This is a genomic window from Lysinibacillus sp. NPDC093210 (assembly GCF_044753985.1).
In the GTDB taxonomy this organism is placed as follows: Bacteria; Bacillota; Bacilli; order Bacillales_A; family Planococcaceae; genus Lysinibacillus.
The window spans coordinates 205,870-225,881 of record NZ_JBIVOE010000003.1 but is presented as its reverse complement, the minus strand read 5'-3'; the positions used below and the strand labels follow the sequence as shown (position 1 = coordinate 225,881).

Below are 20,012 nucleotides of genomic sequence, written 5' to 3'. Positions count from 1 at the left end.
AATAGCAGTTGAATTTAATTCAGAGGTGACATTTTGTGTTAAGAGAGCTTAGTATTCGAAATTTTGCCATCATTGAGGATTTAACGGTTAGTTTTTCAGATGGTCTAACTGTGCTAACAGGAGAAACCGGTGCTGGTAAATCCATAATTATTGATGCGGTACATTTACTTGCTGGTGGTAGAGGCAATTCGGAATTTATACGTCATGGTGCTAAAAAAGCTGAGTTAGGTGGGCTATTTCAAATTTCAAGTAGTGCACATCCTGTATATAAGAAGCTAGAGGAAGCAGGCATTGAAATAGAAGAAGATTCCATTATTTTGCGTCGGGACTTAAATGATTCTGGCAAAAGTGTATGTCGGGTTAATGGCAAATTAGTGCCTTTATCGGTTTTACGTGACATTGGAGCAAGTCTTATTGATATTCATGGACAACATGAAAACCAAGAACTGATGGATGAAAAGCAACATATTCATTTACTCGATCAATTCGCAGAAGAGCAACTATCACCAATTCTTGAAAAATACAGTAAACAATATAACGAATATCGTGCATTGAAAAAAGAATTAGCTACAATTTCTATAGATGAGCAGTTAATGGCCCAGCGCATTGATTTGTATCAGTTCCAAATGAAAGAACTAGAGGATGCAAATTTAAAGCTAGGAGAAGAAGATGAGCTTCTTGATGAACGTCGCCGTCTAATGAATTTTAATAAAATTTTTGAACGTTCCAGTGCGGCTTATGAAGCGATTCAGGGTGAAACAAAGGGTCTTGACTGGATAGGCACAGCCATGGGAGCGCTAGATGATGCTGCGCTGATTGACGAGCAGTTTAAAGAGGCTTCTGAGTCGGTAACAACAGCCTTTTACGCATTGCAGGATGCAGCATACCAAGTGAAAAATGTTTTAGATGAGCTGGAATTTGACCCAGCACGTTTAAATGAAGTAGAGCAACGACTGGCGCTGTTCCAAAACTTAAAGCGTAAATATGGCTCAACAGTCGAGGAAATGATTGCCTATTACGAAAAAATTAAAACAGAGCTAAGCGAGCTTTTAAATCGCGATGAAATTTTACAAGTAAAAGAACGTAAAGTACTTGAGATGGAAGTTATATTAGGCGAGCTTGCTGAAGAACTTTCAGTTGTTCGAAAAAAAGCGGCAAATGACTTAAGTGAAGCCATCATGGCAGAGCTCCGTGAATTACATATGGAAAAAGCGAAATTTATCGTAAATTTTGATGTTTTACCTTATTTTGATGTTAATGGTAAAGACCAAGTTGTTTTTTATATTTCAACGAATGTCGGCGAACCACCAAAATCTTTACCGAAAATTGCTTCTGGTGGAGAACTATCACGTATGATGTTAGCACTTAAGACGATTTTCTCTTCTTCAAATGGTGTTACGTCGATTATTTTTGATGAAGTGGATACCGGAGTAAGTGGTCGTGTGGCGCAAGCAATTGCAGAAAAAATTGCAGCCATTTCTGTTAATTCACAAGTGTTGTGTATTTCGCATCTTCCGCAAGTGGCTGCAATGGCCGACCATCATTACTTTATTAAAAAAGAGGTTGAACATGATCGCACATATACATCATTAGCTGAAATCGATACCCATGCACGTATTGAGGAAGTGAGCAGAATGATGTCAGGTGCAGAAATTACCGAATTAACTTTACAGCATGCGACAGAATTGTTAAAAATGGCTAACGAACGAAAAAAACAAATGCGTTAATTTTATAAGGAATCCAGAGGCAGGTCAACTGTTTCTGGGTTTTTTTCATTTTGCGCAAATATTTACCGCTTATAAGAACGGTACAACAACACATAGTATAAAGACAAAATTCAAAAGGAGGTGTCGTATGAATCGTCGTTGGCGTCAATTTGTCATTTTGCCTATGCTCATCGTTTTGTTATTTATGCCCATACAGGCTTTTGCGGCCAAAAAATTAATACCGATGGGCGAAGCAATTGGAATTCAGCTTCAGTTATCACATGTCTTTGTTGCTCATGATGTGTTGTTAGCTTCCAATCAATGGATGAAAGGAGGCGCTGTTATTGAAAAAATAAATGATACAACAGTAAAAACACTCGCTGAGGCCAAGCAAGCAATTGCTCGACAAGGGCAACAAAAATGGACGATAAAAAGTGAAGGAAAAGAAGTAACAGTTGACTTACAAGAACAAGAAGCAGAACATGTCATCTCTTTTTTAAAGGATGAAACAGATGGAGTAGGGACATTGACATACATTGATCCAGAGACACAAAATTACGGAGCGTTAGGCCATCAAATTGTTGATTCAACTCTTCAAGAAGCACCTGTCTTCAGAGCAGGCTCCATTTTCTTAGCATCCATCCAGCAAATCCGTAAAAGCCTACCTGGTCAACCCGGCTATAAAATATCCTCAATTGAAAAACATCAGGAACGATTAGGTAGTATTGATAAAAATACGGTATATGGAATTTTTGGCCGTTGGGAAGATAGTTATCAACAAAGATTGCCAAAAGCCATCGAAATTATGCATGCAAAAGATATAAAATTGGGACATGCTGAAATTTACACAGCTATTGAAGGCAGTAAAGTCGAAACATTTTCCATCGAAATTACAAAAGTAGAAAATGAACGACTTGAATTTATTGTCTCTGACGAAAAGCTCATTGAAAAAACAGGTGGAATTTTACAAGGCATGAGTGGTAGTCCAATCATACAGGACGGGCGTTTCGTTGGTGCTGTCACACATATGTTTGTAGAAGAGCCAAAAAAAGGGGCAGCTATTACAGTGGCTGAAATGTTAAGAAAATCATCATGAATGAAATGGGGCTGCCTCTGGTAGCTCCGTTCGTTCTTTCTTGAAAAAAATAGGTTAAACTAGCTCTTTCCCTAAGTATTTCATGCTTATTACTGAACACTTTAGCGATACTTAAAAAAAAGTGTAGTTTTATCTCAGTTTTTTCACTAAAATAAGTGGTAAGAGCATTCGACAATTTGCTGTTAAGTATCGTAACTTGTCGATAAAAAAAGAAAGTATCGGACTACATACTCATTTTTGGAAATAGAAAAGGTTTTTAAAGCAAAAATGTCGAAAATTCCACAGTGTGTCAAAATAGACATTAGGGGTAAAAGGTTTTGTGCTTTGAACAGTCAAAGCAAAGTCCAGAAGGAGGAATTGAAATGACAAAGGTAAAAGTGGCGATAGCAGATGATAATCGTGAATTATTAAAAACAATGGAGCAGTATTTTCAAGGTCATCCCGAAATTGAAATAATTGCAACTGCCTCAAACGGGAAAGTATGTCTTCAAATGCTTGAAGAGTTTTCTCCTGATATTTTATTATTGGATATTATTATGCCTCATTTAGATGGGTTAGCTGTTTTAGAGGCGATGTATCAAAATGATCGAATGTCTTCAATACAAGTCATTATGCTAACTGCATTTGGTCAAGAAGATGTGATGAAGCAAGCGGTGGATTTAGGGGCTTCTTATTTTATGCTAAAGCCGTTTGAATTCGACCAGCTCGTTCAAAAAATATTACATTGTGCTGGACAAAAGGCAGCTATACCAAAAAAGTCAAGTGTATTACAGCCGACAACTCCTCAAAAATTAAATCAACATCAACTTGATAGCACCATTACAGCTATTATTAAAGAAATCGGAGTTCCAGCACATATTAAAGGTTACTCTTATTTACGTGAAGCTATACAAATGGTGTTTGAAGATATCGAGTTATTAGGATCTGTGACGAAAATTCTTTATCCTGAAATTGCAAAAAAATTCAATACAACACCATCACGTGTAGAACGTGCAATTCGTCATGCCATTGAAGTTGCATGGAATCGTGGCAATTATGAGTCTATTTCGTCGATGTTTGGATACACAGTCCATCATTTAAAGTCTAAACCAACAAATAGCGAATTCATCGCCATGATCGCAGACAAAATTCGTATTGATATGATGGCGAGCTAACGGTTTTAAGGGCATTTGGCTTAATGGGGAATTAGACCTTCCATCTATTATAGATACCGCTTATATAGCGATTCGTAACGCCTTTTTTAGACAGTTTGCGTCGACTGTTTGAGGGGGCGTATTTTTTATGTCTTAATGCTGTATATTTATAGATAAAACGCTCGTAAAAGGATAAGTTGTAAAGAAAACGGCGTTATGCGCGAGGTTTATGGAAAGTCATAACTATTCAATAATTGGCTATGTAGTAAGTTGCGTAATATTCTATTGATACTTTAGTCTGTAATATTGTAGTAAAATGTAATATATACTATATAAAGGTTGAATAAGTGGAGGGGAACACAAATGGGGCTTTTTGATGGTTTGATGGGGAATGCAAGCGAAGTGAATTTGGATAAATTACAGGAAGAAATGAAAGAGATTTTAATACCAAATGAGACAATTCAAAATGCTTATAAAATCATTAGAGATACATTTATCTTTACGAATAAGCGACTGATTTTAATTGATAAACAAGGCGTAACAGGTAAGAAAACGGAATATCATTCTATTCCATATAAGAATATTCTACATTTTTCAGTTGAAACGGCGGGGACATTTGATTTAGATGCAGAGCTGAAAATTTGGGTTTCAGGTAGTCAGCTACCAATTCAGAAAAATTTCAATAAATCCACTAACATCTACAAAGTTCAAAGTGTATTAGCAGAATACGTGTTAGGATAATATTCAATTTTGACGGTTAACAGTATTTAAGCTGTTAATCGTCTTTATTTGTATTAACTTGTCTGGACGTAATTACGCCGAGAAGTAATTGATGCGATATAATTTAACGGGGTGATATAAATGAAAAGTGTAAACTTTCAACTTGACCATCATAATTCATTAGAATTAACACAAATAAATGATCAGTTGTTTGAGGTACGACTTGAAATGAATGGCCGTATTAGTATTTATTATATGACGCGCGAACAGCTGGGCTCTGATGACCGAATTGAAGCCATGCAAAAACGATTAGTAAGTGACTTTTTTTCGGATAATAAATCAATCTAAACCTATTAACATGAACATTTCATTTATAGCTCTGCCAGTCAAACGCCTCTTTAAGTAGGGGTGTTTTTTTAGTAGGCAAGACCTAAAACATAAAATTGTAGCTAAGTGGATATAGCCATTTACTTTTTTTATTTGCTTTATTGCGGATTACCTAAAATGCTACTGTGATTTTAAGCATTAATGGCATTTCCACATTTGAAATGAAGGAAAAGGTGTTTTTTTATAGGATATATCGTCTATTTTTTAGAGGAAAATCGTATGAGCTATATGTAGGACTTACTGATAAAGTAGGGGTATTTTCTTTATGAGTAGTGACAATTGTCTCTAAACAAATGTAAATAGATTGTATATACTTACATATAGAGGGAAGGAGGAGGTAGCGTGATTCTAGTTCGAAATGATAACTTCGAAATATCTGAAGAAAACGGAAAGGTATTTATGCTTACATACAGTGCGGGATTTCCATTAAAAGAATTTGATGGTATCTTACGTAGTCATCCACGACTAAAATTATCAAATTTTTCTATATTAAAAACTGTACTAGCGACAGAAAGCACAAGTCCTGTTGAAATTGGACGCTGGCTTCCAAATGTTGAAGCGGAAATTGCACGAGATAAAATGTCTGCCTCTATATTTATATATGAAACACATGATTATATTCAAAAAAATAAAGAGAAATTAACAGAACAAATTACAGACACACTAGCAAGCCAAGGGATAATCTATGGCATTTTAGAGTTTGATATTTTAAAAATTGAGCCAGGAAAAGCCTTTTTAATTGCCCAAGGAACACCACCTATCGCAGGCATAGATGCACAAATTACATACTTACCAAAACCGGAGAGAAAACCTGTCATTCGTGAAGATGGGAAAGCTGATTACTATGACATGAATTTTATTTCAGAAATTTCTGAAGGTTCTTGGCTTGGGGAGAAAATTCCTGCAACGTTGGGCAAGCCTGGTCAAAATGTACTCGGTGAAATTATTGCGGCAACACCAGGTCGTGATTTTCCCATTCGATACGATAAAAAGTCAGCCTATGAAGTAGAAGAGGACGATAAAATTGTCATTCGTTCAAAAATTGCTGGCGTGTTAGACGACGTCAAAGGTATGATTGGTGTTAACCGACATCTACCAATACATGGAGATGTGGGTGTTGAGACAGGCAATTTAGAATTCAATGGCTCTTTAAGTATTAAAGGAACCGTTACAACAGGCTATACAGTTATTGCGACTGGAGATATATCAATCGAAGGAGCAGAAGGTGTAAGTGGCGCTAAACTGATTAAATCGATCGAAGGTGATGTTTACATTCGTGGAGGAATTTTTGGTTTGGGCTCAACACTTGTAGAAGCGGGTGGTAATATTTTCGTTAAGCACGTAAATGAAGCTAATTTAGTAGCAGACGATAGTATCCATATCGGCTTTTACTCGCTTGGATCCCAACTTACTGCGCATTCTATATTTGTAGATGAGCGAAAAGGTAAAATTATCGGCGGGCGTGCTGTTGCTAAAAATACTATAGTTACAGCAATCTCTGGAAACCGACTTGAGCGTAGAACAGATCTAATCATAGAAAGTGTCAACAAACAAGAAAGTTATGCATTGATGCAAAGCAAAGCAACACAGCTAAAGCAACAGCAATCTGAAATTTCAGAACTCGAAGCAAAGATTACGAGTTTATTACCACTTCTTAAGCAAATGTCTACACAGCAAATTGCCTCATTTGAAGAAACAAAACAACGATTGTCAAAATTGAAGGCAGAAGCGGTTACAATGGATCGTGAAATTAAGTTAATGATGGACGAAATGCGTCACGCTGGAAAGGAAGAAATCATCGTAACAAAAGAAGCCTACCCAGGTACGTATATTCAAATTGGTAAGAAATCCTCGTTACTAAATAACATGACGAATGGAAAATTTCTGCTTGAGTTCGGTGAGTTAAATGTATAAGGAATCTTTCATCCCTGTGTTTGCGCATCGAGGGGCGTCAGCTTATGCTCTCGAAAATAGTTTCAAAGCATTTGAGAAAGCGTTAGAGTTAGGCGCAGATGGGATTGAATTAGATATTCAGCTATCAAAAGAAGGAACTCCAGTTGTCTACCACGATCCGCAGTTATCAAGATTAGTAGGCTCTAATAAACTGGTAAATGAATGCACAGTAGCGGAACTACAAAGCTTTAAATTAGGAAAGCCTTTGAGAAGATTTTTTTCAGCGTATCGAATTCCAACATTTGATGCAGTTTTAGCATGGGCGCATAAACAGCAGCTACCTCTTAATATCGAATTAAAATCGACCATTCTTGATAATAAGGATGCGCTCGTTCAAATGCTTCACGGACTTATATTACCTAAAGGCAGTCATTTTTCCTCATTCCATTATGAGCTTTTAGAGGTTGTGAAACGTCATGCGCCACAGTTTGAAACAGCTTTAATCGCTACTAAAAAATTGAAATGGGATTTGCTATGTGATTATAAGGCAATTGATTGTGTCCATATGCATAAAAGATATTATAAGCCCCGTTATTTAGAGGCTTGTGTAACTAGTTCTAAGACATGTCGCTTTTATGCGATTGACGGTAGTGAAAACTTTTTGACGAATCCTCATTCATCAGTGATTGGGTGGATTACAGATTTTCCTGATAAAGTAATCACCGTTCAGCAACGTCAATAAAAATAGCTATCCAGTAAGTCAAGATGAAGTGACTTATTTGGATAGCTATTTTTATTTTTTTTGGAAGCGCGGAGCCACTTTTCCGTTTTTTCGATCGCGGTGTAATAAAAAGCCTGCGAAAAAGCCAAAGCCGACAACAAAGAAAATGATGCCAACAACAAATTGCAGCCATAAAAATGGAAAAGGTGAGATGAGCTTACCGAATAATGTATCACGCATAAATTTAATGCCACCTGCAGCCATTAGACCTGGAATAAGCATTACAATAAACGCAGCAAATCGAGCCATGCATGTCCCTCCTCATACCTAAATATAATTGTACCTGTGGATATGGGAATGTCAAGAAACCCTATGAATCTTAGAAGTCTGGGAAGAGAGAAGGAAGAAGTTCAAAAACTATTAACTGTAACTGAATTTTTAGAAAATTCTTACTTAGTAGGAAAAGTGTAATAATAGTTGCGAAATTGTGAATTTGTCAGTATTGTAAAATTAAATGGAGCGATAATATCCATTGCAAAACATATTTATCATTGTTTTTAAATTTGATTGGGATGGGCATTAGGGGTTGCACTTTCCAAAGCAAAGGGGCGAGTTTTCATGGAAATCTTCAAGTATATGGAAAAGTATGATTATGAACAATTGGTATTTTGCCAAGACGAAGCATCTGGGTTAAAAGCGATTATCGCTATCCATGACACAACACTTGGACCAGCATTAGGTGGTGCTCGTATGTGGACCTACGCGACAGAAGAGAATGCGATAGAGGATGCATTGAGATTAGCACGTGGGATGACATATAAAAACGCGGCTGCTGGTTTAAACCTTGGCGGTGGAAAAACGGTCATTATTGGGGACCCATTTAAAGATAAAAATGAAGAAATGTTCAGGGCTTTAGGGCGTTTCATCCAAGGGCTTAACGGTCGCTATATTACAGCTGAGGATGTTGGTACAACAGTAACAGATATGGATTTAATCCATGAAGAAACGAATTATGTTACAGGAATCTCACCAGCGTTCGGTTCATCAGGTAATCCGTCACCAGTAACTGCTTACGGTGTTTATCGTGGTATGAAAGCAGCTGCAAAAGAAGCATTTGGTACGGAGTCGCTAGAAGGTCGCACAATTTCGGTTCAAGGGCTGGGGAATGTTGCATACAAGCTTTGCGAGTACTTACATAACGAAGGTGCAAAACTTGTAGTAACTGATATAAATCAAGCTGCGATTGATCGTGTTGTCAATGATTTTGGTGCTAGAGCTGTAGCGCCAGAAGAAATCTATTCACAAGAAGTTGATATTTTCTCACCTTGTGCATTAGGAGCAATTTTAAATGACGAGACAATTCCGCAATTAAAAGCGAAAGTTATAGCTGGTTCTGCTAATAACCAGTTACAGGATTCACGACATGGAGACTATTTACATGAGCTAGGTATTGTCTATGCACCTGACTATGTTATTAATGCGGGTGGCGTAATAAATGTTGCTGATGAATTATACGGCTATAATCGTGAACGTGCGATGAAACGTGTAGATGGGATATACGATAGCATTGAAAAAATCTTTGAAATTTCAAAACGAGATGGCATTCCTACTTATGTAGCAGCTAATCGTTTAGCAGAAGAACGCATTGCTCGCGTATCGAAATCACGTAGCCAGTTTTTAAAAAATGAAAAAAATATTTTGAACGGTCGTTAACAACGTCTATTCGTTAAAAGAAGTCGCATAGTCGACTTCTTCTCTTTAAATAATGGTATATAAAGAATTTTATTATAGATAAATAGTAACAAGAAAAGATAGCGCAGTAACTTCAAGTGAACGTAATAAGGTGCACCTTTCATTTCAATATTTCTATGTATAGAAATATTTGACTGTGGCGATACAGCTATTTCCTCGATGGATTTCACTGTCACACATGTTGGATAGAAGGGCTTTAGCACTTTTCTCATAAGGAGGAATAAAATATGGCTCAAAATTATGATGTTGTTATTTTAGGGGGAGGGACAGGAGGCTACGTAGCAGCAATTCGTGCAGCACAATTAGGCTTGAAAACAGCTATTGTGGAACGTGAACGACTTGGTGGTACCTGTCTACATAAAGGCTGTATTCCTAGTAAGGCGTTACTAAGAAGTGCAGAAGTGTATCGTATGGCCAATAAAACTGCAAGTGAATTTGGTGTAGACATTTCAGGGGTTACATTGCAATTCAATAAAGTGCAGGCACGCAAGCAAGCAATTGTAGAGCAATTAAGCCAAGGTGTGAATACACTGATGAAAAAAGGCAAGATTGATGTATATGAAGGAACGGGAAGAATTTTAGGTCCATCTATTTTCTCACCAATGCCAGGAACGATTTCTGTCGAGATGCTTAATGGAGAAGAAAATGAAATGCTTGTTCCGACCAATGTTGTCATTGCTACAGGTTCGAAACCTAGGGGAATGGCAGGGTTAACAGTGGATGGTAAATACGTCATGAATTCTGATCACGCTTTGCAAATGGAGGAATTGCCAACGTCATTACTAATTGTCGGTGGTGGTGTAATAGGTATTGAGTGGGCATCGATGCTTTGTGATTTTGGGGTGTCTGTAACAGTAGTTGAATATGGCCCATCAATTTTACCAGCAGAAGATGCTGATGTCGTTAAAGAAGTTACAAAGCAGCTTGAAAGTCGTGGCGTACGCATTGTAACGAATGCACGACTAGATACAGATACATTCAAAATAGAAAATGATAACGTTTTCATTTCTGCTAAGCTTCAGGATAAGGAAGAAAGTTTCATGGCAGATAAATTGTTGCTGTGTGTAGGACGTGAAGCAAATATCCATGGTATCGGTTTAGAAAACACAGATATTGAAATAGACAACGGCTTTATTAAAGTAGGCGATTCTTATCAAACGAAGGAATCACATATGTATGCTATTGGAGATGTTATAGGTGGTTTACAATTAGCACATGTTGCATCTCATGAAGGTTTGTCTGCTATTGAACATATAGCGACTGGAAAAATAGCACCGCTAGATGTATTGAAGGTACCGAAATGTGTTTATTCCTTCCCAGAAGTAGCTAGTATTGGTTTAACGGAAAGTGCTGCCCGTGAGCAAGGATACACATTAAAGGTAGGTAAGTTCCCATTTAAAGCTATAGGTAAAGCGCTTGTCAATGGAGATTCAGATGGCTTTGTAAAAATAATAGCTGATGAAGAAACAGATGATATTTTGGGTATTCATATGGTAGGACCGCATGTAACGGATTTAATTGGAGAAGCTTCATTAGCAAAATTATTAGACGCAACTCCTTGGGAAATTAGTCAGGCAATTCATCCACACCCATCACTAAATGAAGTATTAGTAGAATCTGCCCTAGCTGTTGATAAGCGGGCGATTCATTTTTAACTTAGAGATAGCAACAGTCATTCACTTCTAGTAGCGGGGGATGCATGCAAACATACTTGAATTCAATAGGGGTTCAAATCCCTGTTGATCCAAGTTAACAGTCACGGCTTATGTCGCGGATTTTATAGAGAAGCTTTTCGAGTAGGATCGAAAAAATCGGACACAATGATGCCGAGGCGTGAAAATACTGTCATAAATTATACTAGAGTAGCTTGTGCAAGTATTGCAGGTGCTTTAGCATTTTTTCTAATGCGAAAGGGGTGTTCATATGCAAGACGTTCAAATAAAACATGAAGATTTAGGTTTATCGACTGAAGATGTCCTTGCTATGTTCGAAACGATGTTAATGGCAAGAAGACTAGATGAGCGCATGTGGCTATTAAACCGTTCAGGTAAAATTCCATTTGTTATTTCTTGTCAAGGACAGGAGGCAGCTCAAGTTGGAGCAGCCTTTGCATTAAATAAGGATATAGATTATATTGCACCGTATTACCGAGATATGGGTGTTGTATTGCATTTTGGAATGACGCCAAAAGAGTTAATGTTATCAGCTTTTGCAAAAGCTGAAGACCCGAATTCGGGCGGTCGCCAAATGCCTGGGCACTTCGGACAAAAGAAAAATCGAATTTTGACTGGTTCTTCGCCAGTGACAACACAAGTTCCACATGCTGTAGGTGTGGCACTTGCAGGACGTTTGCAAAAAGAGGATTTCATTACCTTTGTCACATTAGGAGAAGGTTCTTCTAACCAAGGTGATTTTCATGAAGGGGCGAATTTTGCAGGTGTGCATAAGTTACCAGTAATCATAATGGTAGAAAATAATCAATATGCAATTTCAGTGCCAGTAGAACGTCAGTTAGGTTGTGCAAAAGTATCCGATCGTGGTATTGGCTATGGGATGCCAGGAGTAACAGTTGATGGTAAATGTCCATTACAGGTTTATAAGGTTGTTAAAGAGGCAGCAGAACGTGCTCGTAGCGGTGCTGGTCCAAGTCTAATAGAAACGGTGACATTCCGTTTAACTGCCCATTCTTCTGATGATGATGATCGCCAATATCGAACTGCTGAAGATATTGCAGAAGGCAAAGCGAAGGATCCGATTGTATCATTCGAGAAGTATTTACAAGATGCTGGAATTATGACTGAATCTCTTCGAAAAGAAATAGAAGAGCGTGTCATGGCTGAGGTGAATGAAGCGACGGATTATGCAGAAGCAGCTCCGTATGCCCAACCTGAGGATGCCATGAAATATGTATATGCACCAGTGGACGGAGGTGACGTGTAATGGCAGTTATGTCTTATATTGATGCGATTACATTAGCGATGAAGGAAGAAATGGAACGAGATGACCGCGTTTTCATCTTAGGAGAGGATGTTGGTCGTAAAGGTGGCGTTTTTAAAGCAACTACTGGTCTTTACGAGCAGTTTGGTGAGTATCGTGTGTTAGATACACCACTTGCTGAAAGTGCTATTGCAGGGGTCGGTATTGGTGCTGCAATGTATGGTATGCGCCCAATTGCTGAAATGCAGTTTGCAGACTTTATTATGCCGGCTGTAAACCAAATCGTATCCGAGGCTGCGAAAATCCGTTATCGTTCTAATAATGACTGGACTTGTCCAATTGTAGTGCGTGCTCCTTTCGGTGGTGGAATTCACGGCGCACTTTATCATTCACAATCGGTTGAAGCACTTTTTGCTGGAACGCCTGGTTTGAAAATTGTCATTCCTTCTACACCTTATGATGCAAAAGGATTGCTAAAAGCAGCGATTCGAGATGAAGATCCTGTATTATTTTTTGAACATAAGCGTGCGTATCGACTAATTAAGGGTGAAGTCCCATTAGACGATTATACATTACCGATTGGCAAAGCAGATGTTAAACGCGAAGGTGAAGATGTTACAGTGATAACGTATGGTTTAGCAGTTCATTTCGCTTTACAAGCAGCAGAGCGTTTAGCAGCAGATGGTATTTCAACACATATTTTGGATTTACGTACAGTGTATCCGTTAGATAAAGATGCAATCATTGAAGCGGCAAGTAAAACAGGCAAAGTATTGCTTGTTACAGAAGATAATAAAGAAGGTAGCATTATTAGTGAGGTAGCAGCCATTATTGCAGAGAATTGCTTATTTGATCTTGATGCGCCTATCCAACGATTAGCTGGTCCAGATGTACCTGCGATGCCATATGCACCGACGATGGAAAAGTTTTTCATGATAAATCCTGAAAAAGTGGAACGTGCTTTGAGAGATTTAGCTGCTTTTTAACTTACAGATGAATCTCCTATATCTTTGGAGATAAATACTTAATTGTAATCTCTTTTTGAGTAAGCGTTAGGGTCGCTTACTCAAAAAAAGCTAAAGCCTCCGGCGGTAGTCACAGATTTGAAACTAGCTTGCTTTGTAAACGCAAAATCTTGGCTAAGGTTACTACCGAGGCGTAATTGATGGGAGGAATAGATAATGGCGATTCAAAACATTACGATGCCACAGCTCGGTGAAAGTGTAACAGAAGGTACAATCGAAAAATGGCTCGTGCAACCAGGCGATACAGTAAAAAAATATGATCCATTAGCAGAAGTTGTGACAGATAAAGTAAATGCAGAAATCCCATCCTCTTTTGAAGGGGTAATTACAGAGCTACTTGCTGAGGAAGGGCAGACGTTACCTGTTGGTGCGGTTGTTTGTTCAATCGAAATAGCAGGTGACAATGAGTTACCTGAAGCGCCACCTGCGAAAAAATCAACAGTAAGTTCAGCGATTCTCAATGCTGGTATTCAGAAAAAACAAGAGACGCCAAAGGAAACTACTGTTGCAATTTCATCAGAAAAACCAGTAAGACAGCAAAAAGCACGCTACTCACCAGCCGTACTTAGACTAGCACAAGAACATGATATAGCACTCGAGCAAGTTGTTGGTACAGGAGAGGGTGGCCGTATTACACGAAAAGACCTTCAACAATTAATTGATGCTGGCAATGTACCGACGGCAAAGGATGCACCATCTTCTGAGCCAGTTGCCGCTGTCAGTAATGAACAGGTCACTACATCAGAACCAGCTGCAAAACCAGCAGTATCTGTGCAAGAGACACAAGCGGGTGATATTGAAATACCGGTTACAAATGTGCGTCGTGCCATTGCTAATAACATGGTGCGTAGTGCTCAAGAAGTGCCGCATGCTTGGATGATGATGGAAGTTGACGTAACGGAATTAGTTGCTTACCGAGATAGCATTAAGACGGAATTTAAACAAAAAGAAGGGTTTAATATTACCTACTTTGCGTTCTTTGTAAAGGCTGTTGCACAAGCACTTAAAGAGTTCCCAATGATGAATTCTATGTGGGCAGGAGATAAAATTATCCAAAAACATGACATAAATATTTCCATAGCAGTAGCAACAGATGATGCACTTTTTGTCCCTGTTATAAAACACGCTGATGAAAAATCAATTAAAGGGATTGCTAAAGAGATTCATGAGCTCGCTCAAAAAGTTCGCACAGGCAAACTGACAATGGACAATATTAAAGGTGGTACGTTTACGGTTAATAATACGGGTGCTTTCGGCTCTATGCAGTCAATGGGTATTATTAATTACCCGCAAGCGGCCATTCTTCAAGTGGAAAGTATTGTAAAAAAACCAGTCGTTTTACCTGGCGGAATGTTTGCGGCACGCGATATCGTAAATTTATGTTTATCTTTAGATCATCGCGTACTAGATGGATTAGTTTGTGGTAAATTCCTAAATAGAGTAAAAGAAATACTCGAAAATACAAATAAATCTTCGACGTCAGTCTACTGATGACTTGTCGGAAACCTGTTGTATAACGGTTTCCGATTTTTTTTTGCTTTTCGAGTAGCAAATTGTCATGTAGAATAACAAATAGAAACTACTAAGGGGGGAAGCTGATTAAGCGTCCGCATGTCAAACAACATGAAAAATATTGAATTTGAAAAGCCGTCCTATTCAGAATGGCAAGATGCAGCAATCAAAGCTTTAAAGGGAAAACCATTCGAGTCTCTTTTAACGAAAACAAATGAGGGTGTTACGTTAGAACCTCTTTACACGCAAGAAAGTTTAGTAGCAAAACTAGGAGATGAGCTAGATAAACAAGTTGCCACAATCCGTTCCCTACAAAATAGCGAAGTATTTCGTGTGGCACAGCAAGTGTATGCAGATACAAGTGAAGCATTCTTCGCACAGCTTGATGATAGCTTAGCCCGTGGTAATGAGGTAGTAACAGTTGATAGTCGTATAAACTTTGAATGGACTGAAGAAATATTGGCACAATTGGCTACTTATTTCTCTGAATATTCGTTTAAAATGACGGTAAAAGATGAAAATGACCCATTATTGGCAGTATTCGACAACATCCCGACTGAACAGCGTGAAGATGTAAACGGCTTCATTTTTTCTAACAATCCAATCAAGCTTGTAGGATTGCCAAATGTACGCACTTTAAGTGCAGACACAGTTGTTTTCCATAATGATGGCGCCAATGCTGTGCAAGAATTAGCATACGCACTTGCTATTGCAGCAAAATATGCAGAGCAAGAAGAAAACTTTGAAGCTTTTGCACAAAAATTTTATGTTTCTTTTGCCATTGATACGCAATTCTTCACAGAAATCGCTAAACTGCGTGCTTTTAAAGTGCTTTGGAAAGCGTTCTCATCAGCTTATGGTGTGACAGAAAATGTGAAAATTCCAACGCTTGCCGAAACTTCACTTCGAAGCTTCTCTAAATTGGATGTTTACGTAAACTTACTTCGCGCTGCAAATGAAGCGCTTTCTGGATTAATTGGCGGAGCGGATGTCTTTACAGTTCACCCACATGATGCATTAACGAAACCGACAGAACAGTCTGTTCGTATTGCTCGCAATGTATCTTTAGTGTTAAAAGAAGAAACAAATGTGTTAAAAATAACAGATCCCGCTGGTGGTTCATACTTTATTGAATCATTAACAGCCGATTTCGTAAAAGAAGCTTGGGCATTATTTTTAGAAATTGAGGCTGCTGGTGGTTTTGACGCTTATACTGCATCAGGTAAATTAGCTGATGAGTTAGAAGTATCTTACCAAGCGCGCATTAAAGCTGCACAAACACGCAAACAATCGGTTATCGGTACAAATATTTATGCAAATCCTGCAGATGTACTTGATAGCGAAACAAACCCACTATTTGCAAATATTAAGCGAATTACTATACCATTCGAGCAACTGCGCTCACAAATGACTGCAGCCAAAGTGAAAACTGGCATCCTAGCATTAGGTTCACTAAAAAGCTCAAAGCCTCGGGCTGATTTTGTGTCTGGTTTCTTAAACACTGTTGGTCTTGTACCAGAAAAAAGCGAACCAGCTGTATCAGCTGAGGAAGCGCTTGCTTGGTTAAAAGCAACAGACGCAAAATATGTTGTCATCGCAGGTAATGATGATGCTACAAAAGAAATGATTCCAGTGATTTTAGCTGAGAAACCAGCACACGTTATTGTTGACGTTGCAGGTAAATTTAAAGACGAAGAAGAAGCTTGGTTAGCAAATGGCTTAAACGGCTTTATTTTCGCAGGACAGAACATCATTGAAAAATTAAATACGGTGTTCGCTAGCATGAAGGAGGTCCAACGATGAGCAAGCCAAATTTTAGTGCGATTGAAATCGAAAAAGTATTAACATCTGAAGCTCCTGCTGCTTCAGATGAAAAATTCCTGACAAATGAAGGTATTGAAATTAAAGATATATATACAAAAGATGATATAAAAGATGTAAAACACTTAGATGATGTGGCAGGTATTGCACCAAATACACGTGGACCATACCCTACTATGTATGTAGCTCGTCCTTGGACAGTTCGTCAGTATGCAGGGTTCTCCACTGCTGAAGAATCTAATGCGTTTTACAAACGTAACCTTGCAATGGGTCAAAAAGGTCTTTCAGTAGCATTTGACTTAGCGACGCACCGTGGCTATGATTCTGATCACCCACGCGTAACAGGTGATGTTGGTAAAGCAGGGGTAGCAATTGACTCAGTAGAAGATATGAAAATTTTATTTGATCAAATTCCTTTAGATCAAATGTCTGTGTCAATGACGATGAATGGTGCCGTACTACCAGTACTTGCGTTCTATATCGTTGCCGCTGAAGAACAAGGAGTAACACCAGAACAGCTTGCTGGGACAATCCAAAATGATATTTTAAAAGAATACATGGTACGTAACACTTATATTTATCCACCAGCAATGTCGATGAAAATTATTGCAGACATCTTTGAATTTACGGCTAAATTCATGCCGAAATTTAACTCTATTTCTATCTCGGGTTACCATATTCAAGAAGCGGGTGCTACAAATGACATTGAGCTTGCTTATACATTAGCGGACGGTCTTGAATATGTTCGTACTGGTTTAAAAGCTGGTATTGATATCGATGCCTTTGCACCACGATTATCATTCTTCTGGGCTATCGGTATGAACTATTATATGGAAGTTGCGAAAATGCGTGCTGCTCGTCGTATTTGGGCACAAATGATGTCTACGTTCAATCCGAAAAACCCAAAGACGTTAGCATTGCGTACACACTCTCAAACATCTGGATGGTCTTTAACAGAGCAAGATCCATTCAATAATGTGACGCGTACTTTAATCGAGGCGAATGCTTCATCTATGGGTCATACGCAATCACTTCATACGAACGCACTGGACGAAGCAATTGCATTACCAACAGACTTCTCTGCACGTATTGCACGTAATACACAACTATTCCTACAAGAAGAAACGGCTATGACAAAAGTGATTGATCCTTGGGGTGGCTCGTATTATGTTGAGAAATTAACAGATGAAATCACAAAATCTGCCTGGGCGTTAATCGAAGAAATTGAAGAACTTGGTGGTATGGCAAAAGCAATTGAAACGGGTCTTCCAAAAATGAAGGTTGAAGAAGCTGCGGCTAAACGTCAAGCGAAAATCGACTCTAAAACAGAAACTATTGTAGGCGTGAACAAATATCGTCTAGAAAAAGAAGAACCTATCGACATTCTTGACATTGACAACACACTTGTTCGTCAAAAACAAATTGAACGTTTAGATGCGATGAAAGCATCTCGTAACGAGGCAGAAGTTCAAAAACATCTTGCTCGCTTAACGAAGGCAGCACAAGATGGAGAAGAAAACTTACTTGCAGTAGCGGTAGATGCTGCTCGTGCTCGTGCATCGCTAGGCGAAATCTCTGATGCAATCGAGGTAGTATCAGGTCGTCATAAAGCAATCATTCGCTCAATCTCAGGTGTCTATTCTGCAAATTTCTCTGATGAAGAGCAAATTACAGAAGTAAAAAATATGACAGATGAGTTCCTTGAAAATGAAGGTCGTCGCCCACGTATTTTAGTAGCTAAAATGGGGCAAGACGGGCATGATCGTGGTGCTAAAGTAATTGCAACAGGCTACGCTGACTTAGGCTTCGATGTAGATATTTCACCACTATTCATGACACCAGAAGAAACAGCACAAATGGCAGTTGAAAATGACGTACATTGTATCGGCGTATCGTCACTAGCAGCAGGGCACAAAACATTAGTGCCTGCGTTAGTTTCTGAACTGACAAAGTTAGGTCGTGAAGATATTATCATTATCGTGGGCGGCGTTATTCCGGCACAGGATTATGAATTCCTTTATGAAGCAGGGGCAGTAGCGATCTTTGGTCCTGGTACAGTTATACCTGTTTCAGCAATTAAAATTATTGAGGAAATTTATAAACGTTTAGGTTACGAGGAAGTGTCTAAATAATGGACAAAAACAAAGAGATGCAGGAAAGTGCTCTATTTGTCATGGATGGCGTGGAGGCATCTCACGATGGTATGCAATATGGCGTACCAAAAAAATTCCGAAAGAAAAAAGCTGACAAACTTGATATACAGGAGCTTGCACGAAATGTCCGTGCGGGCTCACGTGTACAACTGTCCAAAGCAATTACGCTCATTGAAAGCTCAAATATGACACATAAAGTACAGGCTCAAGAGCTATTACAGGAGCTTTTACCGCATACAGGCAACAGCGTCCGTATTGGTATTACGGGAGTACCAGGGGCAGGGAAAAGCTCTTTCATTGAAGCTTTCGGAACGATGTTATGTGAGATGGGTAAAAAAGTAGCAGTCCTTGCAATAGACCCGAGTTCTTCTTTATCAGGGGGCAGCATTTTAGGTGATAAAACACGCATGGAAGAACTAGTGAAAAAGCCTAATGCATTCGTTCGCCCGTCACCGTCTGCAGGTACCCTAGGGGGTGTTCATAAAAAGACGCGTGAAACGATGCTTGTCTGTGAAGCAGCAGGGTATGATGTGATTTTAATTGAGACTGTTGGTGTTGGGCAAAGTGAAACGTATGTCCGAGGTATGGTTGATTTCTTCTTATTGCTAGTGCTAACAGGTGCAGGTGATGAACTTCAAGGCATGAAAAAGGGCATTATGGAATTAGCCGATGCAATTGTTGTGCATAAGGCTGATGGTGATAATGTGCGACTAGCGAAAAAAACAGTATCCGAATACAAGCAAATTTTGCATTTCCTTCAACCTGCAACACCAGGATGGATGTCTACTGCTATGCCAGTTAGTTCGTGGGAAAAAAAGGGACTAGACAAAGTATGGAATACGATCGGTGACTTTAGACGAACTGTAGAAGCGAATAATTACTGGTCCATCCGCCGTCAAAATCAAACAAAAGATTGGTTCCAATCAATGATTACAGATCATCTAATTGATGCATTTTATGGGGATCCAAACCGTAAAGAACAGGTGCAGTTACTAGAGCGTCAAATTCTTAATGGGCAATTGACGGTAACGCAAGGTGTAGATCGTTTATTTAGCGATGAGCAAGCACAAAAATAATGTACGCTTTTATATGAGCATGTAGGTGCACAAATCTATCACTTACTGCTATGATAGGAGATGTATGAGCGCTATCTAAA

Annotated in this window: 16 protein-coding genes; 15 read left to right on the top strand and 1 reads right to left on the bottom strand. The window is 38.8% G+C overall.

What is annotated here, in order from left to right:
• Window positions 1-35: 35 nt before the first annotated feature.
• The 7 genes from recN to ACIP9C_RS10280 all read left to right on the top strand — a co-directional run bounded on the left by recN (window position 36) and on the right by ACIP9C_RS10280 (window position 7,677).
• The gene (gene recN, locus ACIP9C_RS10310; RefSeq protein ID WP_401010270.1) at window positions 36-1,727 is read left to right on the top strand and encodes a DNA repair protein RecN; all 1,692 of its coding nucleotides are present in this window, start codon (window positions 36-38) and stop codon (window positions 1,725-1,727) included.
• 127 nt (window positions 1,728-1,854) lie between these two features.
• Window positions 1,855-2,802 carry a SpoIVB peptidase S55 domain-containing protein gene (locus tag ACIP9C_RS10305; RefSeq protein WP_401010268.1) on the top strand — a complete coding sequence of 316 codons (948 nt, stop codon included), beginning with the start codon at window positions 1,855-1,857 and terminating at the stop codon, window positions 2,800-2,802.
• A 362-nt stretch (window positions 2,803-3,164) separates the two neighbouring features.
• Entirely contained in the window at window positions 3,165-3,956 is a 792-nt protein-coding gene (gene spo0A, locus ACIP9C_RS10300; protein WP_173479023.1) for a sporulation transcription factor Spo0A, read from the top strand.
• Between the two features lie 342 nt (window positions 3,957-4,298).
• Window positions 4,299-4,676, top strand: coding sequence for a PH domain-containing protein (locus ACIP9C_RS10295; protein WP_024361163.1), 378 nt, complete (start codon window positions 4,299-4,301; stop codon window positions 4,674-4,676).
• Between the two features lie 120 nt (window positions 4,677-4,796).
• Window positions 4,797-5,003: a hypothetical protein gene (locus ACIP9C_RS10290; RefSeq protein ID WP_401010265.1), complete on the top strand. Its 207-nt coding sequence runs from the start codon at window positions 4,797-4,799 to the stop codon at window positions 5,001-5,003.
• A gap of 381 nt (window positions 5,004-5,384) precedes the next feature.
• Window positions 5,385-6,956, top strand: coding sequence for a flagellar assembly protein A (locus ACIP9C_RS10285; RefSeq protein ID WP_401010263.1), 1,572 nt, complete (start codon window positions 5,385-5,387; stop codon window positions 6,954-6,956).
• A complete protein-coding gene (locus ACIP9C_RS10280; RefSeq protein WP_401010261.1) occupies window positions 6,949-7,677 on the top strand; it encodes a glycerophosphodiester phosphodiesterase in 729 nt (242 codons plus the stop codon). Before ACIP9C_RS10285 ends, ACIP9C_RS10280 begins: the two co-directional genes overlap by 8 nt.
• Window positions 7,678-7,728: 51 nt before the next feature.
• Here the strand turns inward: ACIP9C_RS10280 and ACIP9C_RS10275 are convergent, their stop codons facing one another.
• Window positions 7,729-7,965 carry a DUF2627 domain-containing protein gene (locus ACIP9C_RS10275; RefSeq protein WP_340823878.1) on the bottom strand — a complete coding sequence of 79 codons (237 nt, stop codon included), beginning with the start codon at window positions 7,963-7,965 and terminating at the stop codon, window positions 7,729-7,731.
• Window positions 7,966-8,274: 309 nt separating this feature from the next.
• On the opposite strand from ACIP9C_RS10275, the gene ACIP9C_RS10270 reads away from it, so the two are divergent.
• From ACIP9C_RS10270 to meaB, 8 genes are all read left to right on the top strand, one after another.
• Entirely contained in the window at window positions 8,275-9,369 is a 1,095-nt protein-coding gene (locus ACIP9C_RS10270) for a Leu/Phe/Val dehydrogenase (RefSeq protein WP_340823879.1), read from the top strand.
• Between the two features lie 266 nt (window positions 9,370-9,635).
• Complete coding sequence (gene lpdA / locus ACIP9C_RS10265) at window positions 9,636-11,063, top strand: dihydrolipoyl dehydrogenase (RefSeq protein ID WP_401010258.1); 1,428 nt, start codon at window positions 9,636-9,638, stop codon at window positions 11,061-11,063.
• Between the two features lie 268 nt (window positions 11,064-11,331).
• A complete protein-coding gene (locus ACIP9C_RS10260; RefSeq protein ID WP_401010256.1) occupies window positions 11,332-12,348 on the top strand; it encodes a thiamine pyrophosphate-dependent dehydrogenase E1 component subunit alpha in 1,017 nt (338 codons plus the stop codon).
• Window positions 12,348-13,331 (top strand): alpha-ketoacid dehydrogenase subunit beta, encoded by a 984-nt coding sequence (locus tag ACIP9C_RS10255; RefSeq protein WP_401010254.1) that lies wholly within the window; start codon window positions 12,348-12,350, stop codon window positions 13,329-13,331. Before ACIP9C_RS10260 ends, ACIP9C_RS10255 begins: the two co-directional genes overlap by 1 nt.
• 195 nt (window positions 13,332-13,526) lie before the next feature.
• Window positions 13,527-14,861 (top strand): dihydrolipoamide acetyltransferase family protein, encoded by a 1,335-nt coding sequence (locus tag ACIP9C_RS10250; RefSeq protein ID WP_401010252.1) that lies wholly within the window; start codon window positions 13,527-13,529, stop codon window positions 14,859-14,861.
• A 132-nt stretch (window positions 14,862-14,993) separates the two neighbouring features.
• Window positions 14,994-16,685, top strand: a complete 1,692-nt coding sequence (locus ACIP9C_RS10245; protein WP_401010250.1) for a methylmalonyl-CoA mutase family protein — start codon at window positions 14,994-14,996, stop codon at window positions 16,683-16,685.
• Complete coding sequence (gene scpA, locus ACIP9C_RS10240; protein WP_401010248.1) at window positions 16,682-18,835, top strand: methylmalonyl-CoA mutase; 2,154 nt, start codon at window positions 16,682-16,684, stop codon at window positions 18,833-18,835. The genes ACIP9C_RS10245 and scpA overlap by 4 nt, the downstream gene beginning before the upstream one ends.
• Window positions 18,835-19,932 (top strand): methylmalonyl Co-A mutase-associated GTPase MeaB, encoded by a 1,098-nt coding sequence (gene meaB, locus ACIP9C_RS10235; protein WP_401010246.1) that lies wholly within the window; start codon window positions 18,835-18,837, stop codon window positions 19,930-19,932. Before scpA ends, meaB begins: the two co-directional genes overlap by 1 nt.
• The last annotated feature ends 80 nt before the right edge of the window (window positions 19,933-20,012 follow it).

Bases quoted from the DNA above. Each gene is read 5' to 3' on its own strand.
- ACIP9C_RS10245 (WP_401010250.1), top strand. From the start codon at position 14,994: ATGAAAAATATTGAATTTGAAAAGCCGTCCTATTCAGAATGGCAAGAT.
- spo0A (WP_173479023.1), top strand. From the start codon at position 3,165: ATGACAAAGGTAAAAGTGGCGATAGCAGATGATAATCGTGAATTATTA.
- ACIP9C_RS10290 (WP_401010265.1), top strand. From the start codon at position 4,797: ATGAAAAGTGTAAACTTTCAACTTGACCATCATAATTCATTAGAATTA.
- ACIP9C_RS10275 (WP_340823878.1), bottom strand. From the start codon at position 7,965: ATGGCTCGATTTGCTGCGTTTATTGTAATGCTTATTCCAGGTCTAATG.
- ACIP9C_RS10270 (WP_340823879.1), top strand. From the start codon at position 8,275: ATGGAAATCTTCAAGTATATGGAAAAGTATGATTATGAACAATTGGTA.
- scpA (WP_401010248.1), top strand. From the start codon at position 16,682: ATGAGCAAGCCAAATTTTAGTGCGATTGAAATCGAAAAAGTATTAACA.
- ACIP9C_RS10255 (WP_401010254.1), top strand. From the start codon at position 12,348: ATGGCAGTTATGTCTTATATTGATGCGATTACATTAGCGATGAAGGAA.
- ACIP9C_RS10250 (WP_401010252.1), top strand. From the start codon at position 13,527: ATGGCGATTCAAAACATTACGATGCCACAGCTCGGTGAAAGTGTAACA.
- lpdA (WP_401010258.1), top strand. From the start codon at position 9,636: ATGGCTCAAAATTATGATGTTGTTATTTTAGGGGGAGGGACAGGAGGC.
- ACIP9C_RS10260 (WP_401010256.1), top strand. From the start codon at position 11,332: ATGCAAGACGTTCAAATAAAACATGAAGATTTAGGTTTATCGACTGAA.
- ACIP9C_RS10295 (WP_024361163.1), top strand. From the start codon at position 4,299: ATGGGGCTTTTTGATGGTTTGATGGGGAATGCAAGCGAAGTGAATTTG.
- ACIP9C_RS10305 (WP_401010268.1), top strand. From the start codon at position 1,855: ATGAATCGTCGTTGGCGTCAATTTGTCATTTTGCCTATGCTCATCGTT.
- meaB (WP_401010246.1), top strand. From the start codon at position 18,835: ATGGACAAAAACAAAGAGATGCAGGAAAGTGCTCTATTTGTCATGGAT.
- ACIP9C_RS10280 (WP_401010261.1), top strand. From the start codon at position 6,949: ATGTATAAGGAATCTTTCATCCCTGTGTTTGCGCATCGAGGGGCGTCA.